The organism is Clostridium sp. OM02-18AC, assembly GCF_003481825.1.
GTDB lineage: Bacteria > Bacillota > Clostridia > Lachnospirales > Lachnospiraceae > Brotaphodocola.
On record NZ_QULW01000011.1, the window covers coordinates 82,025 to 96,947 of the forward strand.

13 protein-coding genes are annotated in these 14,923 nt (G+C 49.6%); 1 reads left to right on the top strand and 12 read right to left on the bottom strand.

Features of this window, described 5'->3' with window-relative positions; all coding sequences use genetic code 11:
- Positions 1-26: 26 nt before the first annotated feature.
- The 3 genes from DXB18_RS09300 to DXB18_RS09310 all read right to left on the bottom strand — a co-directional run bounded on the left by DXB18_RS09300 (position 27) and on the right by DXB18_RS09310 (position 3,044).
- A complete protein-coding gene (locus DXB18_RS09300) occupies positions 27-1,424 on the bottom strand; it encodes a Na+/H+ antiporter NhaC family protein (RefSeq protein WP_118707385.1) in 1,398 nt (465 codons plus the stop codon).
- Positions 1,425-1,659: 235 nt separating this feature from the next.
- Positions 1,660-2,601, bottom strand: a complete 942-nt coding sequence (locus DXB18_RS09305) for a LysR family transcriptional regulator (RefSeq protein WP_118707387.1) — start codon at positions 2,599-2,601, stop codon at positions 1,660-1,662.
- Positions 2,598-3,044 (bottom strand): hypothetical protein, encoded by a 447-nt coding sequence (locus DXB18_RS09310; RefSeq protein ID WP_182430528.1) that lies wholly within the window; start codon positions 3,042-3,044, stop codon positions 2,598-2,600. Before DXB18_RS09310 ends, DXB18_RS09305 begins: the two co-directional genes overlap by 4 nt.
- 209 nt (positions 3,045-3,253) lie before the next feature.
- Between DXB18_RS09310 and DXB18_RS09315 the strand changes: the two genes are divergently transcribed.
- Positions 3,254-3,787, top strand: coding sequence for a DNA-deoxyinosine glycosylase (locus DXB18_RS09315; protein ID WP_118543208.1), 534 nt, complete (start codon positions 3,254-3,256; stop codon positions 3,785-3,787).
- A 75-nt stretch (positions 3,788-3,862) separates the two neighbouring features.
- On the opposite strand, the gene DXB18_RS09320 is transcribed toward DXB18_RS09315, so the two are convergent.
- The 9 genes from DXB18_RS09320 to DXB18_RS09360 all read right to left on the bottom strand — a co-directional run bounded on the left by DXB18_RS09320 (position 3,863) and on the right by DXB18_RS09360 (position 14,847).
- Positions 3,863-4,393 (bottom strand): shikimate kinase, encoded by a 531-nt coding sequence (locus DXB18_RS09320; protein ID WP_118707389.1) that lies wholly within the window; start codon positions 4,391-4,393, stop codon positions 3,863-3,865.
- Positions 4,390-5,112 carry a flavin reductase family protein gene (locus DXB18_RS09325; protein WP_118707391.1) on the bottom strand — a complete coding sequence of 241 codons (723 nt, stop codon included), beginning with the start codon at positions 5,110-5,112 and terminating at the stop codon, positions 4,390-4,392. The genes DXB18_RS09320 and DXB18_RS09325 overlap by 4 nt, the downstream gene beginning before the upstream one ends.
- A 15-nt stretch (positions 5,113-5,127) precedes the next feature.
- Complete coding sequence (locus DXB18_RS09330) at positions 5,128-6,795, bottom strand: putative manganese-dependent inorganic diphosphatase (protein ID WP_118543162.1); 1,668 nt, start codon at positions 6,793-6,795, stop codon at positions 5,128-5,130.
- Between the two features lie 341 nt (positions 6,796-7,136).
- A complete protein-coding gene (locus DXB18_RS09335; RefSeq protein WP_118543161.1) occupies positions 7,137-8,090 on the bottom strand; it encodes an ROK family glucokinase in 954 nt (317 codons plus the stop codon).
- A 26-nt stretch (positions 8,091-8,116) separates the two neighbouring features.
- Positions 8,117-10,105 carry a transketolase gene (gene tkt / locus DXB18_RS09340; RefSeq protein WP_118707393.1) on the bottom strand — a complete coding sequence of 663 codons (1,989 nt, stop codon included), beginning with the start codon at positions 10,103-10,105 and terminating at the stop codon, positions 8,117-8,119.
- 112 nt (positions 10,106-10,217) lie between these two features.
- Entirely contained in the window at positions 10,218-11,486 is a 1,269-nt protein-coding gene (locus DXB18_RS09345; RefSeq protein ID WP_118707395.1) for a DUF5711 family protein, read from the bottom strand.
- Positions 11,487-11,614: 128 nt separating this feature from the next.
- On the bottom strand, positions 11,615-12,943 hold the full coding sequence (locus DXB18_RS09350) for a LysM domain-containing protein (protein ID WP_347560078.1): 1,329 nt from the start codon (positions 12,941-12,943) through the stop codon (positions 11,615-11,617).
- 143 nt (positions 12,944-13,086) lie between these two features.
- Positions 13,087-13,686 carry a spore protease YyaC gene (yyaC, locus tag DXB18_RS09355; protein WP_118543158.1) on the bottom strand — a complete coding sequence of 200 codons (600 nt, stop codon included), beginning with the start codon at positions 13,684-13,686 and terminating at the stop codon, positions 13,087-13,089.
- A 63-nt stretch (positions 13,687-13,749) separates the two neighbouring features.
- Complete coding sequence (locus DXB18_RS09360; RefSeq protein ID WP_118707397.1) at positions 13,750-14,847, bottom strand: hypothetical protein; 1,098 nt, start codon at positions 14,845-14,847, stop codon at positions 13,750-13,752.
- Between the last annotated feature and the right edge of the window lie 76 nt (positions 14,848-14,923).

Consider the following 14,923-nt stretch of genomic DNA (forward strand, 5'->3'; position numbering starts at 1 on the left):
CCTCGCATGTTGCAATTGTTGTAACTTTACATTGGTCCGTAATTGATCAGCTGTGCAATCACAAGCATAACCGTACCGACAACCAGCCAGATTGCAAACATCTTCCACATGAAACGCATCCAGCGGTCATACGGGATGTTGCAGGCGCTGATGATACCCATCAGTGCGGTAGAGGTCGGCAGGATGTAGTTACAGAAGCCGTCGCCGAAGTTGAATGCCAGGACTGCGGTCTGTCTGGTAACACCGATCAGGTCGGAAAGCGGTACCAGGATCGGCATAACAGCTGCTGCCTGTCCGGAACCAGAAGTTAAGAATACGTTGATGATGGTGTTCGCGATCAGCATAGCCGGTGCCTGTAACAGGGTCGGCACGCTGCCAAGGCCGCCAGCCAGGGCATGGACAACGGTATCGATGATCTTACCGTCAGACATGATCGTGCTGATGGACTGTGCCAGACCAATGATGATCATGGCAGACATCATCTTCTTGCAGCCTTCCAGGAAGTTCTTGGAAATGGTCTCAGTATCGAAACCGGAAATAAATCCTACGATGATCGCCAGCCAGATAAACATGGCTGCCATCTCCGGCATATCCCAGCCAAGCTTGATGCTGCCGTAAATAACAACACCCAGGGAAACAACCAGAGCAATGATGCTTAAGATCTTGCGGGTATCGATGGTTCCGAAATCATCCAGACCGCCTCCGGCACGAAGCTCACTGGTCTGGTCCAGATCGTACATCGGGCTCTTGGTCGGATCCTTTTTGATCTTTAATGCATAGCGTACCAGGAAAATATTGGTAATTACATAGTAAACAGCAAAACATACCCAGCGGTATCCGATACCGGAGTAGAGCGGAAGCTCAGCAATCTTCTGCGCAACAACTGTGGTATTCGGGTTTAAGGTACCGGTGGAAAATCCGATCGCGCCGCCCAGCAAAATGATGGCTGCGCCGGTGATGGAATCCAGTCCGATCGCCAGAGCCAGCATGACCATGACCGGAGCAAATGCGATGAACATGTTCACAGCCTGAGTGGTACAGATCAGACCAAACATCAGGGTCAGGATCGGAATGAACACATACAGGTTGTTGGAGAATTTTTTTGCCAGCTTGGCGATCACTGCCTGCAGTGCACCAGACTGAGTCAGCATGTGGAATGCACCGCCGGAAAATAAGATAACCAGCATGATATCCACACGTTTTACAAATGCTTTTACAATGTACATCGGGATCAGCAGCGGGTTAACCGGTGTTCTCTGGATGTAACTGAACTGGGTCGGATCAATGACCTTGATGCCATCCGCATTCTCCACACGGACATACTCGCCGGCCGGAATGATCCAGGTTAAGAGCACAGCTGCAATAATAATAGAAAATACGATTACAAAGCTGTGCGGTACGCGAAACTTTTTCTTGGTACTCATACAAAAAGCCACCTCCTGTTAAACTTTATTGTTTTAAAGTATAACAGTGCCGGTGGCTTTTTTCCATTTTGTTTTTTTTAAAGCAACTTTAAATTTTTTGAATTGTTTGTCATATTCGTGTAATTTTTGTCATGTTTTGCTCCTGCACCGATGAATGTTCGGAAACATGGTTGGATACAAATGAAACTTTCTTGCTCACATTGATCTTCCGTTTGGTACCGCTGCCGGATCGTATCTATTGCGCATCCGTCTGGTATCGCTGCCGGATCGTATCCTCTAAAATATCCATCAGATCCTGTTCACATTCCGATATCACATGCCCTTTGCGGTAAACCAGTACCAGTCTGGACTCGTATGCCTCTTTCCCGATCAGAAAATAGCGCACGTGGTCAAATTTCTGCATATCCTTGATGTATCCAAGCCGGTTAAAACCAACTCCAAGTCCCTGGTTTACCATACTCATGATAATATCGAAATGTCCGATCTCGATCAGACGTCCCGGACGGATCCTGGCCTCTTCAAAAATATGGTTGGCCGTTCTGCGCATGCTCTGATCCGGCAGTGGAACAATAAAGGTTTCCCGGTTTAAATGCTGCATGTCCAGATGTAAAAATTTATCTCCCTCAACCGCATATGCATACTGGATTGCCGGGTGGGTGTCCGACAGAGCCAGAAGTACCTGTTCCCTGGCAATCTCCTTGTAGACGGCATCCGGCAGTTCATCCCGGAAAATAGAGATCATAAAATCCACCGCTCCCTCCCGGTACATACGCGTCAGATCACCAATCGTTCCATCCCGGAAGATCACGTCCACATCCGGATAACGTTCCATAAAACGCTGAAACACTTCCGGTACAATAGAAATGGCGCGCCGCTGCTGGATCCCCACCCGGATCGTTGCATGGCTTTTATGCAGTTCATTTTCCAAAAGGCCGTCAAACTCTGCCTTTAATTCCAGCATTTTTTCTGCGCGCGCCACATACTCTTCCCCAATGGACGTCAGCACAAATGCTTTGCCTTTACCAGTCCGCTCAAATAACCGGACACCCAGATACTTTTCCAGATTGCTGATATACACGCTCAGCGCTGACGGTGAAATAAAAAGCTCCTCCGCCGCCCTGGAAATACTCTGGCAGCGCGCCAGTGTGCATACATATTGCTGTTCTTTTAAATTCATGCTGTCTCACCTTCTGTATTTTCTTCCAGCTGCATACAAATCTGCCCGTCACAGGTTCTTTCCCTGTCCGGATTTGTCTCAATCAGTCCAAACCTGGAAAACAGCGGATAAATATAAGAAACTCCGCGGATATCTCCCAGCGCCTTTGGCCGTTTCACATAAGGCTTCCCGCCATCTGGAAGAGCTTCTTTCATCTTCAATATATTTTGAAATGCCATCCGGACGGAACTCCAGGTGATGGACTTGCTGTTTTCTCTGCGGTCTACCCATAATTCTCTGGTAAAGCCACCGCGTTTTCCCTGTTTCAGCGTATAAGTATAAGGAAGTCCAGACATCGTCAAAAACGATTCTCCCTGAAACGCCACAATACACGCCCAGAGATGTTCCTCCGAAAAGTCTTCCAGGAGTCCTGACACTGCGTTTTGTTTCTCATCCCGCTCCATGATCTCACCCTTTCTTTTTCCTGCTGTAGTTTCTCCCTAATCAAGAGTAACCGCACTTCTCGCGTTATATAAGATATAGTATAGCACAGGTTACAAGGAAAAAATTGACTTTCCGACAGAAAAAGCATACAGTTAATGACAACCAGACAAACACAATTCACAAGCAGGAAGAGCCAAATATCAGCGACTCCCGCAGAAAGAAGGTTTTTATGAATTCCGACACCCTGTCCCTGCCGCCAGGTTATACCCACGTTCAGCACACCTTTGAACCTGTTTTTGACACACACTCCCGTATCCTGATTCTGGGAAGTTTCCCTTCCGTAAAGTCCCGGGAAAACCAGTTCTATTACGGACATCCGCAGAACCGTTTCTGGAAGCTCATGGCGCTGCTTTTACAGGTACCGGTCCCGCAGACCATAGACGAAAAAAAGACCATGCTTCTTACACATGGTCTTGCACTCTGGGATGTCATCGAATCCTGCGATATCAGGGGTTCCAGCGACAGCAGCATCAAAAACGCGGTCCCGGCAGATATCAGCCGCATCTTAAAAACAGCGGATATCCACACAATCATCGCAAACGGCGGTACTGCATTTAAGCTTTACAGTCGTTACTGTGAACCGCTCACCGGACGGCCTGCCATTCTCTGCCCGTCCACCAGTCCGGCCAATGCTGCTTTCTCCCTGGAGCGGCTGGCTGAAATCTGGGAGCCGGTCATAAAACCAGTCATTTCCGGTTTCTGACTGTACAGGTCTCTTTACGCGAAACAGGGCATGCTGTTTCTACATCATGAATAGCATACCTGTTCCATGCCAAAATTATGGGCGTGCCTGCTCTCCGTCTTCCATCCGCTTTTCCATGATCTTTCGCAACTCGTCGACACAGGCACCCAGACTCTTTCCAGTCTCATCGATGGTCACATCTGCGTACTTCTCGTAGAGCGGCACGCGCTCCTTGTAAAGGTCCAGAAGTGTCATACCGTCTTTTAAGGCAACGCCGCGGTCTTTTAAATCGCCCAGGCGCTGTTTTACATCTTCATAGCTCAGCTTCAGGTACACAACCGTGCTGATCTCATGCAGGTGTTCCATCGCCTTGGGACCGTAGATGACACTGCCGCCCGGAGCGATCACGGAACGCTCCAGTTCCAGCCCTGCGTTCACGTCTTCCTCGACTTTTAAAAAGCCTTCTGTTCCGCGCTCTGCAATGATCTCTTTTAATAACTGACCGGTCTTTTCCTGGATCACAATATCCACATCAACAAAAGAATAGCCCAGGCGTTTTGCCAGCAAAACGCCGATGGTGCTCTTGCCGGAAGCCGGCATGCCTACCAGGGTAATGTTTGATTTCATTTTGCTTTCCTCCTGCGTGTGTGCTTCACTGCTTCTGAAAGTTTTCCGCTTCTATTTCCAGTTCGTCCTGACGTTTTTGCGGATTCTTTTTTCTTTTTCGCAGAAGCTGTCTTTCCGGACGCTTCCGTCTTTTGCTTCTTCGCAGTCGCTTTTGCCGAATCTTTCCGCACCGAATATCCAAACGTTCCGATCTTTTCTCCCAGCTCAAAATAGGTTCCGTGGGAATAGCTCACCAGCTTCGCGTCATTCAAATGGAAGGTACCCTTCTCGTCCATGTAGCGATCGTCCACCGTCACACCCACGATCTCCGCAATGAACATGTCATGACTTCCAAGCTCCACCACCTGTTTCACACGACATTCCAGGTTCAGCGGACTCTCGGCAATGCCAGGCGCACTGATGTGCTGTGACGGCAGAGGTGTCAGTTTCATCTCTTTGAACTTATCGGTATCGCGGCCGGATTTCACACCGCAGTAATCGGTTGCAAAGACCAGGTCTTTTGTCACCAGATTTACAACGAATTCTCCGGTCTCCTTTAAAATGTCGTAGGAATAACGCTCCTTGCGCACGGAGATGGAGAGCATAGCCGGGGCAGAGCAGACGGTCCCGGCCCAGGCTACCGTTATGATATTGGGTTTTTCACCAGGTCGTGCACAGCTTACCATCACGGCCGGTACCGGGTACAGCATATTGCCGCCCCGCCAACTCTGTTTTCCCATAATAATCTTCTCCTTTTATGCTTCGCTGGCAATCATGATCGACGGGATCAGCTGTTTCTTTCTGGATACCACGCCCGGAAGCTCTACGACATTCGCTTCTGCATCATCACCCGCATTTTCCATATGGAATGCCAGACGGATCAGGTCCTCTGCGCCCTCACCCTCGCAAAGAAGGGAGGTAGACTCGGTCAGGATGTTGGTCAGCATGAAGAAGATCATGTCTACACCATGCTCCTCGTGCGGCTTCTTTAAGAACGGAAGCAGACGGTCTTTTAACTCCGTCAGCTCGTCTGCGTTTAAGGAGCTGATCTGGCCTACGCCGTAGCTGATCTTGCCGGAATTGAACAGCTTGAAATCCTGATAAAAGATTTCCTCATTGCTCTTACCGCGCAGATTGCTGCCCGCGGAGAACATATCTGCCGCATAACGGTCCATATCAATCTCAGCGATCTTTGCAAGCTCAGTTGCTGCCATCTTGTCGATCGGAGTGCAGGTCGGAGAGCGGAATAACAGGGTATCGGAAATGATCGCGCTGCACAGCATGCCCGCGGTTGCTTTGTCGATCTCTACATTATTCTCATGATACATCTGATATACGATGGTTGCGGTGCAGCCGACCGGCTGGTTGCGGAAAAATACCGGGGAGATGGTCTCGACAGTTCCCAGTTTATGATGGTCGATGATCTCCTGGATATCTGCGTTTTCCAGACCGTCTACCGCCTGGTTTTTCTCGTTGTGGTCTACCAGGATGATCTGCTTGCCCTTTGCACCCAGCAAATTTCTGCGGGAGATCATACCGAGGTACTTGCCATCTTTATTTAAGATCGGGAAATCACGATGACGCTTGCTTGCCATAACTTCTTTGATGTCATCGATAAAATCGCTGTCCTCAAAGGTGATCAGGTCTTCCGTCTTCATGAAATGTCCGATCGGCATACTCTGGTTGATGAGACGTGCTGCAGTGTACGCGTCATACGGTGTGGTCATAACAGTGCAGCCATGCTCCTGTGCCAGCTTACGGATCGTCATGGAAACAGCAGCGCCCTCACAGACGATGATGCAGTCTGCTTCCATCTCGATCGCACACAGCTGGGACTCATAGCGGTTTCCAAGGATCACCAGATCATGCTCGGAAATGTAGTATTCCATCATATCCGGGTTTGCCGCTGCAATGAGAACTTTACCCTGATCGAAATAGTCGTTCTCATCGCCAACTACCATGGCACCCTCCAGTGTCTCCAGAATATTCTTATACTGGGTGTGTGCTTTAGACAAAATGCTACTGTCTAAAACATTCATGTAAGACTTGGTGATATCGCCAACGGTGATGAGTCCTTCCAGGACTCCGCTTTCACTGACTGCAGGTAAGGTTGTAACGTGGGCATCCTGCATCAGGTTCCATGCCTTCTTTAAGGAAATGTTGCGGTTGACGCCCTTGGTCGCACGAATCTCAATATCCTTTACCTGGGTCTTTACGCTCTCGATCAGCTTCGGTGCTTCCACGTTAAAATAATTCAGCACATACTGGGCCTCCTCATTCACATGACCTGCACGGCCCGGAACATACTCTTTTCCGGTAATTTTGGATTTCAGTGCTGCATAGCAGATTGCGGAACAGATGGAATCGGTATCCGGGTTTTTATGACCGATTACGATCGTCCGTCTTCTTCTCTCTTCTGACATAATGTCCTCCTCTTATTGGTAATTTCCAGGTTTTCTTTCTTGCTATTTTCACAAAGAAATCGTGCTTTGCGAAAGATAATTATTGATTTTGCACTATTTTTTACAGTTTGTTCATGTGTCGTTCATAATTTATTCACAACTTTTTCCTATACTAAAAACAACTTAAGAAAAGGTTGTAACTTGATGAAACAGTCAAATTGCACATAGATTTTTCATAATTGCCCCGGTTGGACGAAAGTCCACCGGGGTCTCCTCATTTTATACGATTTTATACAGATTTGCAATAGTTAACCCGGAGCAACCATGCTCCGGGCATTTCTTTTTTTGATACATATAAAATTCTAATCCAGGACCAGACGGGCTGCTCCGTAGATTCCTGCATCATTTCCCAGCTTTGCCAGACCGATGATCCCCTTGTTCTCCGAAATCGGGGTATAATGCTGATAATATTTGTCGATGATATCGATCAAAAACTGACCTGCCTTAGAGACACCGCCGCCAATGACAAACATCTGCGGATCCACCGTCATGGCAATGGTTGCCAGGGTCAATCCCAGATAACGGCCTACCGTCTCAACAACGGAAAGCGCCAGTTTATCTCCTGCCTTTGCCGCATCCAGAACATCCTTTGCGGTTACGTCATCGCCATACTGGCGAAGCATGGAAGGCGTCTCTTCTGCCGCCATACGGCGTCTTGCTTCCCTGGCAATACCGGTTGCGCTGGCAATCTGTTCTACACAGCCTACGCCGCCGCAGTTGCAGTGTTCCCACTCTTCATCGCGGACATGGATATGGCCGATCTCGCCGCCCAGTCCATGTTTGCCTGCAAGGATCTTTTCGTCAATGATGATGCCGCCGCCCACGCCGGTTCCAAGCGTTACCATGACAATATCGGTAAAGCCCATGCCGCCGCCGCGCCACATCTCACCAAGCGCTGCCACGTTGGCATCGTTTCCGCTCTTTACCGGGATGCCGTCTAACAGGGCGCTCAGTTTCTTCTGTGGATTTACATCCCGCCATCCAAGATTTACGCAAACCTCCACGTAACCATCCGGCAGGACCGGTCCCGGAATGCCGAGTCCGGCTCCCAGGATATCTGCTAAATGAATCTCCCTTTCCGCCAGCACTTCCCGGATGGAAGCAGCCACATCCTCTAAAATATACCGACCGCCCTCTTCTTTTCTGGTGGGAACTTCCCACTTAAACCGTAAGGTACCGTCTGTCTCAAATAAACCAATCTTGACGGAGGTTCCCCCCACATCAATACCAATGCATTTCTTTGTATTTTCACCCATAGTATGTCCTCATTCTCACGTCAAAACTACAGGCTGCGTGCTACCTCAGCAACATGCTCTGCAGTGAAGCCGAAATGCTCAAAGAGCTGGGAAGCCGGGCCGCTTGCGCCAAAGCCGGTCATGGTGACACATGCACCGTCAAGACCGACGTATTTGCCCCAGCCAAAGTCGCTCAGTGCCTCTACTGCGACACGTTTGCGTACCTCTTTCGGAAGTACAGACTCTTTATACTCAGCAGACTGCTCCTCGAAGAGATCCATACACGGCATGGATACGACGCGGACTTTCTTGCCCTCTGCTGCCAGGATTGCCTTTGCCTTTACGGAAAGCTCTACCTCAGAACCGGAAGCGATTAGAATCAGGTCCGGGGTGCCCTCGCAGTCGTCGATGACATAGCCGCCCTTTAAGGCATCCTTACTGCTTCCCGGCATCGGAGCCAGGTTCTGTCTGGACAGTACCAGTGCGGTCGGTGTGGTCTTGGAGGTTACTGCGCTGTACCAGGCTGCTGCAGTCTCGGTTGCGTCACACGGACGGAATACATGGAAGTTCGGCATTGCACGGAACATCGCCAGCTGCTCGATCGGCTCATGGGTCGGACCGTCTTCGCCGACACCAATGCTGTCGTGGGTGAAGACAAAGGTTAACGGCAGCTTCATCAGAGCAGACAGACGTGCCATCGGCTTGGTGTAGTCACTGAATACGAAGAAGGTGGATACGTAGGTACGCAGTCCGCCGTGCAGCATCATACCGTTTCCGATTGCGGTCATAGCCAGCTCACGCACACCGAAGTGCATATTTCTGCCAGCGTAATCTGCCTTGGAGAAATCGCCTGCATCACTCATGTTCGTCTTGTTGGACGGTGCCAGGTCAGCAGAACCACCGATCAGGTTCGGCATACGGTCTTTTAACTTGTTGATGACTTTACCGGAAAGGTTACGGGTTGCCTCAGCTTTCTCGCTGTTTGCCCAGAAGGATTCATCCTCCATAAGAGCCTTTGCCAGCTCGTCGGTGCCGCCATAGTACTGGTTCCAGAGTGCTTCCATCTCCGGGTACTCCTGGCAGTATGCAGCAAACATCACATTCCATGCTGCTTCAACCTCAGCCTTCTCCTTAGCTGCCTCTCTGTAGTGATCATACACTTCCTGCGGTACATAGAACGGCTCTTTGGACGGCCAGCCCAGGAAATCTTTCATAGCTGCAACATTTTCTTCTCCCAGCGGCTCGCCATGTGCACTTGCCTTGCCCTGTTTTGCCGGGCAGCCATAACCGATCTGGGTGTGAATGGTGATGAAGGACGGGCGGGTGGTATCTGCCTTTGCTTCCTCGATTGCCTTGCCGATCTCCTCTAAATTGTTGCCGTCTGCAACATCCAGGGTCTGGAAGCCGAATGCAGCCATGCGCTCCTGCACATTCTCGGTAAAGGCGATATCAGTGCTTCCCTCGATGGAAATGCGGTTGGAATCGTATAATACGATCAGTTTGGAAAGACCAAGGGTTCCTGCCAGGGAGAATGCCTCGGAGGAAATGCCTTCCATCATGCAGCCGTCGCCGCCCAGTACATAGGTGTAATGGTCCACAACCGGATAATTTTCCTTGTTGAAGATTGCTGCCAGATGTGCTTCTGCTGCTGCCATACCGACTGCCATGCCCATACCTGCACCTAACGGGCCGGTCGTTGCCTCAACACCAACGGTGTGACCGTACTCCGGATGACCGGCGGTCTTGGAACCTAACTGACGGAAATTCATCAGATCTTCTTTGGACAGATCGCCATATCCAAATAAATGGAGCAGGGAATATAACAGCATGGAGCCATGACCGCCGGATAAGATGAAACGGTCGCGGTTTGCCCACTGCGGATCTGCCGGATTGTGATTCATGTGGTTCATCCAAAGCTCATATGCAGCCGGAGCACTGCCCAGCGGAAGACCCGGATGACCGGATTTTGCTTTCTGGATCGCATCTGCAGATAATACGCGGATTGCGTTCACAGACATGGTATCAATAGTGTTCATTGGTGAGACCTCCTGGTATATATAATTTTTGTTGCATAACTCTTTTGCAGCCAGAATCTGTATGTATGTAACCGAAAAACAGTTATAAGAGCATCGTACTCCTACAGTCCGGCTAGCGCAGCTTCAGCTCACGCATCTGCTGCGGACCGGTTACCACAAGTGTTCCCGGGAACCGTCCTTTTCTGATCTTTGAAACTGGGAAGTCAAACGTCATATCGAGTTTTTCTGTCCCATTCATATTATAAATCCTGCAGGAATCTTCATTGTACAGGATGATCAGATCGTCATCGATATCTGCATGGGTGTATTCAAAATTGAACTCTTTGCTCAGTACATGGGTGCCGTCTTTTTTATAGACCTCCAGCCGGCTTCCATATTCCCCGTTGGTATTGCGGACGATCGCTGCCGCATACTCATCAGAATAAAGCACACTGTCGATCCGCTCATCGATCGTTCTCTGCACGACCAGTTCCGGTGATGCCAGGTTTCTGGAGGAAAAGAACGTCAGCGCTTTTCCCGAAAAAGCACAGGAATACGGATCCCCCATATAAGTTACCCGGGGAACCATATCGCTCTGGAATTCGTCATCAAAGCCGCCCACAAGACGGTTGGGAACATTCTTTCCTATTTCTGAAAAATCGTAAAATACCACGCGGTTTTTCAGTTCGCTGCCCTGCAGATGAACAAACGAACACATCAGCTGTGTTCCATCGTCCGAAAGGGCAATGTCTAACGGATAACCATCTCCAGACATATTGGTTTTCACGGTAATATCCAGGGAAGTGCCGTCTTTCTGGAAAAAAGTAATGTAACTGGATGTAGAATCTTCCAGTACCGCTGCCGTTACGCCGGTACCGGACACAGCTACCTTACTGATCGGAAGCACGGTCGTTGCCTGCCCTAAGGTTCCGTCTGTATTGCAGATATAAATGCTGTTTCCCTGCATGTCTGCAATCGCCGCATAATCACCTTTTACAGAAATGATCGGCGAATTCATTTCATAACTTTCTGTCCAGACAGTGCGCCCTCTGTTGTCCATGTAAGACGCCCCATCTTTGGTATATTTCAAAACATTCGTGCCAAAACGTTCATAGCCGACAAGGCTTCCTTCATTTAAGTCTACCTGCCACGCCGTATCATATCCGGAATAATGGTAATTGCGCTGGTACATGATCCATGCTGCCGCGCCTCCCACGATGAAAATCAGCACCAGAAGGACAATCAGCCCTTTTCTTCTCAGCACCCGGTTATGTGCTTTGCGCACCGCGGTTTCGCTGTCTTCTTCCGGCTCAGTATTCCACGCGGTCTGCTGCGGTTTCACGATCTGTCTGCGCAGTTTATCTTTCTTGCTCTCTCTGCTCATGGAGCTGAAGTCACTCATTTTCTTTCTCTCCTGATGCGTAACTGTTCCGTGCCCTCACCCATTTTAACAGGGAATGGGCTACCGGTCCCTGCCCGTTACGTTTTTTTCATACGCGTCAGGAGGCCGATACCTCATTCAAGTATACCTCATTTCGCCGGAAGATACAACTCCTGCCCCACTGAAATGTGATTCTCATCCGCTAGGCCATTCCATGCGCAGATCTGTGGGATCTGTGCCATACTGTGATACTGTTCCATGCAGATTCCGTATAAAGTTTCCCCTTCCTGCACCACATGTTTGACTGCATCTGACGGAATCTGCACCGCATCTGCCAAAGCCCCTGCGTTGCCGCCGTGAAGCACCTCTGCGTTTGCCGGGTTTCCGGTCCCAGATTCCCCTGATGCTGCACCAGCTTCTGTCCGGGTGTTTCCAGTCTTACTGTCTTCTGTTCCCGCCGGTCCAGAATTTTCTGTCCCGTTGCGGCCTGTTCCTTCCGATCCGGAATTTTCTGCCCCGGCACGACCTGTTTCCATCTCATTTTCTGCGCCATTTTGCTGCTCCGGCGTGATCACAATATCTGCAAGCGTCGGATAAACTTCCCCCGGAACCGATTCCACTTCGATCTCATCGGCGCTCTTTGCTCCTGCAAAAGAGCGGAATGCCCCCGCTTTCCCATCCGAAGGCATGACCGAAGCAATCACTGCTTCCATGTCTTTCATTTTCCGGTAATTTCCAAACATCACCAGACCTCCGGCTAAAACCAGGACCGCCATGACACTGCATGCCCCGCCCAAAAGTCCGATCGCCGAACGGGTCCGCACTGCACTCTGATGCCTGTCCTCCATCCGCTCACGGAAATCCTGGATCACCATATCCCGCGTTCCGCTTTCCACCCGCCTTGCATCCTTTCTGGAAACCATATAATCCTGCATCATCTGGTTCCGCTCATAGTAAATGCTGTAACCGCGCAGCTTATAAAATCCATCCTCCGATGCGGTGTAGATCGCTTCTTCCCCCTCCAGTCCGGAATTCAGATACATCAGCTGGTTCTTTCCTGCAAAATACTGTCCGTGCTGCTTCCAGTAATCAAGCGGACTCAGCGCACAGCCCGGTGCCCCGCACAAAAACCAACCCTGTACACTGCGGTGTGGAAACATCTGCTCCATAACCTGATATGCCTTTTTCCAGGCTTCCTCTGTAAATTCTACTTTTTCCCCTTCCCGGGTCACCTGCTCCATTTCCATGGCTCCGTCAATAAAAAGAAACGGGACTCCGTCTTCTGTACGGATCTCTCCCAGCAAAAGACCAACCCGCAGATCCTGCCCGCCGGTCGGATAGAGGCGTTTTAAATATGTATTGACATAATCCTCAATATAAAGCTTTACCACCTGATCCCGTTCTCCGACCTGCCGGATGTTTTTCGGCAGTTTCGGATACGGATTATAAAGTTCTCCCATGACCTCACCCCGCTGCATGATATTTTACAGCAGCTCTGTTCCTTGCCAGAAACTGCCGCAAGCTTCGCACGGCTGTATACAGTTTGCCTGTCCATCCACAGCCTGTTTGATGCATCATACCATACCGCCTGCGTATAATTTGTCAGTTTCAGTCCGTTCATTCAAAAAACTCTTCGACAAAAACTGCGTACATCCTGGTGCAGCGCCTGACGGACACTGGCGCAGATATAGTCCGCCATCCGCATCACCACGGAAAGCCGGACACTCTGCAGCATCAGCGGATCATAATTTCCGTATCCGCCCACGATCCCGGTGATAAAAATATCTCCCACCGCCTGCAGCTGTTTGCTCACCCCAAGTCCCGGGCGGAGCGCTCCTTTTCCCAAAGTAATACAGCCCACATGCTCACTCTGTCCCACCGATGCATCCACAGCCACGATCACATGGTCTGGATAACAGCGGCGCACCATAAAAACAGCCTGTTCCAGATTCATGGCATGGACCGGGCAATCCAGGGTTCCAACGATCTGGACAGAGCCATCCTCTACTCCGGAAGATTTCAGTTTATGGCCGATCAGCGGACCAAGACTGTCACCAGTCGAGCGGTCTGTTCCAATACAAAAGAGCAGGACCCCTTTTCGATTCTCCTGCAGCATGATCTCGCCGATCATCTGCCGCAGCATACTGGCACAAAGCACAGTATCCTCCTGCTCCCTCGAATCGAAATAGTATATGTCCTGCTCTCTGGTTTTCTTTTTCATGTTTTATCCCGCCTGCACCATTTTGTTACTCCTATTATAGGCACATGGGACAACTTTTATGCGTCAGCGCTTCTTTTCCTCTTCCTGGTAAACACGGATTGCTTCACTGATATTGGATGCCCGGCCCTGCTGAAGGATATTGCTCAAATCCTGCAGCTTGAACGGATCCAAAAAGTCTTTGCCAAGATGACTTCCGTACTGGTCTGTCAAAGTCAGACGGCGGGCTTTTACCTCTGCCGTGGTAAGCTGAAGCTGCTTTCTCACATCCTCATACTGATACTCCAGTTCCCCGATCTTTTCCCGGTGACCATGCTCAATCTCATCCTGAAGAATGTTTTTTGTCACGGTTTCAAATGTATTTAACGCCTCTTTCTTCTTCGCTGCCACTTCGTTTAATTCCTGGGTCAGCTGCGCGATCTCATCGTCATACTTTTCCAGGTTATAAAGAGACTCATTGCGGTCCTTCCGGATCGTACCGGTGATGACTTTGATCTTTTTATCGTTGGCATGCATCTGGTCGAGGATCTGGCGGCCTTCTCTTAAACACTCTGCATACTGAAGCTTGGTGTGATTTCCGATCCACATATAAATGCCGCCCACGACCAGAATATCTGCCACATAAATAAGCGCCAGATACCAGGTCTTATGATCCGGCAATACGGCATAAATACCAAATGGCAGTGCCAGGAAAAACAAGGCGATAAAGATCAGAAGGCTGAAGAACTCTTTTGCCCATCTGGGCATGTAAAGGCTGTAATAAAGACGGCTCCGGCACCAGGTCGGTGCATGATATTCCCGGAATTTTGCCCTCATGCGGCTGATCAGTTCCTTATTATATTCGTGAAGTTCAGATGTTTCCTCCGCAATCCGCTCTTTCATTCCCTGATTTTTCGCTTTTTCGCGTTTTGCCCGGGCTTTTTTGAGCAGATCCTGTGCTTTATTGATTTCTACGTCATAGCTGGAACTTAAATCTTCTCTCCGTTTTTTTACTGTGGTTCCAACGGCATCTGCCATCTGCTTCTTTTCTGCATCCAGAGATTTTTTCAGACGGGTTTCATCCTGTTTTAACTGTTCTTCCCGATCTGCAGCAAGTGACAATTCCTCAACAGATTCTCTTGCTGCTGCCAGATAGTCCAGGCATTCCTCAATTGTCTGCGCCATAACGGTTTCCTCCTTCGAAAGCTTGTCTTTTGTGAAAGCTTTTCCCCCATATATTATATACAGTTTACTACAATCG

What these genes read in the sequence shown, in the direction of transcription:
- DXB18_RS09300 (WP_118707385.1), bottom strand. Translation starts at nt 1,424, where the DNA reads ATGAGTACCAAGAAAAAGTTTCGCGTACCGCACAGCTTTGTAATCGTA.
- DXB18_RS09305 (WP_118707387.1), bottom strand. Translation starts at nt 2,601, where the DNA reads ATGAATTTAAAAGAACAGCAATATGTATGCACACTGGCGCGCTGCCAG.
- DXB18_RS09310 (WP_182430528.1), bottom strand. Translation starts at nt 3,044, where the DNA reads ATGGAGCGGGATGAGAAACAAAACGCAGTGTCAGGACTCCTGGAAGAC.
- DXB18_RS09315 (WP_118543208.1), top strand. Translation starts at nt 3,254, where the DNA reads ATGAATTCCGACACCCTGTCCCTGCCGCCAGGTTATACCCACGTTCAG.
- DXB18_RS09320 (WP_118707389.1), bottom strand. Translation starts at nt 4,393, where the DNA reads ATGAAATCAAACATTACCCTGGTAGGCATGCCGGCTTCCGGCAAGAGC.
- DXB18_RS09325 (WP_118707391.1), bottom strand. Translation starts at nt 5,112, where the DNA reads ATGGGAAAACAGAGTTGGCGGGGCGGCAATATGCTGTACCCGGTACCG.
- DXB18_RS09330 (WP_118543162.1), bottom strand. Translation starts at nt 6,795, where the DNA reads ATGTCAGAAGAGAGAAGAAGACGGACGATCGTAATCGGTCATAAAAAC.
- DXB18_RS09335 (WP_118543161.1), bottom strand. Translation starts at nt 8,090, where the DNA reads ATGGGTGAAAATACAAAGAAATGCATTGGTATTGATGTGGGGGGAACC.
- tkt (WP_118707393.1), bottom strand. Translation starts at nt 10,105, where the DNA reads ATGAACACTATTGATACCATGTCTGTGAACGCAATCCGCGTATTATCT.
- DXB18_RS09345 (WP_118707395.1), bottom strand. Translation starts at nt 11,486, where the DNA reads ATGAGTGACTTCAGCTCCATGAGCAGAGAGAGCAAGAAAGATAAACTG.
- DXB18_RS09350 (WP_347560078.1), bottom strand. Translation starts at nt 12,943, where the DNA reads ATGCAGCGGGGTGAGGTCATGGGAGAACTTTATAATCCGTATCCGAAA.
- yyaC (WP_118543158.1), bottom strand. Translation starts at nt 13,686, where the DNA reads ATGAAAAAGAAAACCAGAGAGCAGGACATATACTATTTCGATTCGAGG.
- DXB18_RS09360 (WP_118707397.1), bottom strand. Translation starts at nt 14,847, where the DNA reads ATGGCGCAGACAATTGAGGAATGCCTGGACTATCTGGCAGCAGCAAGA.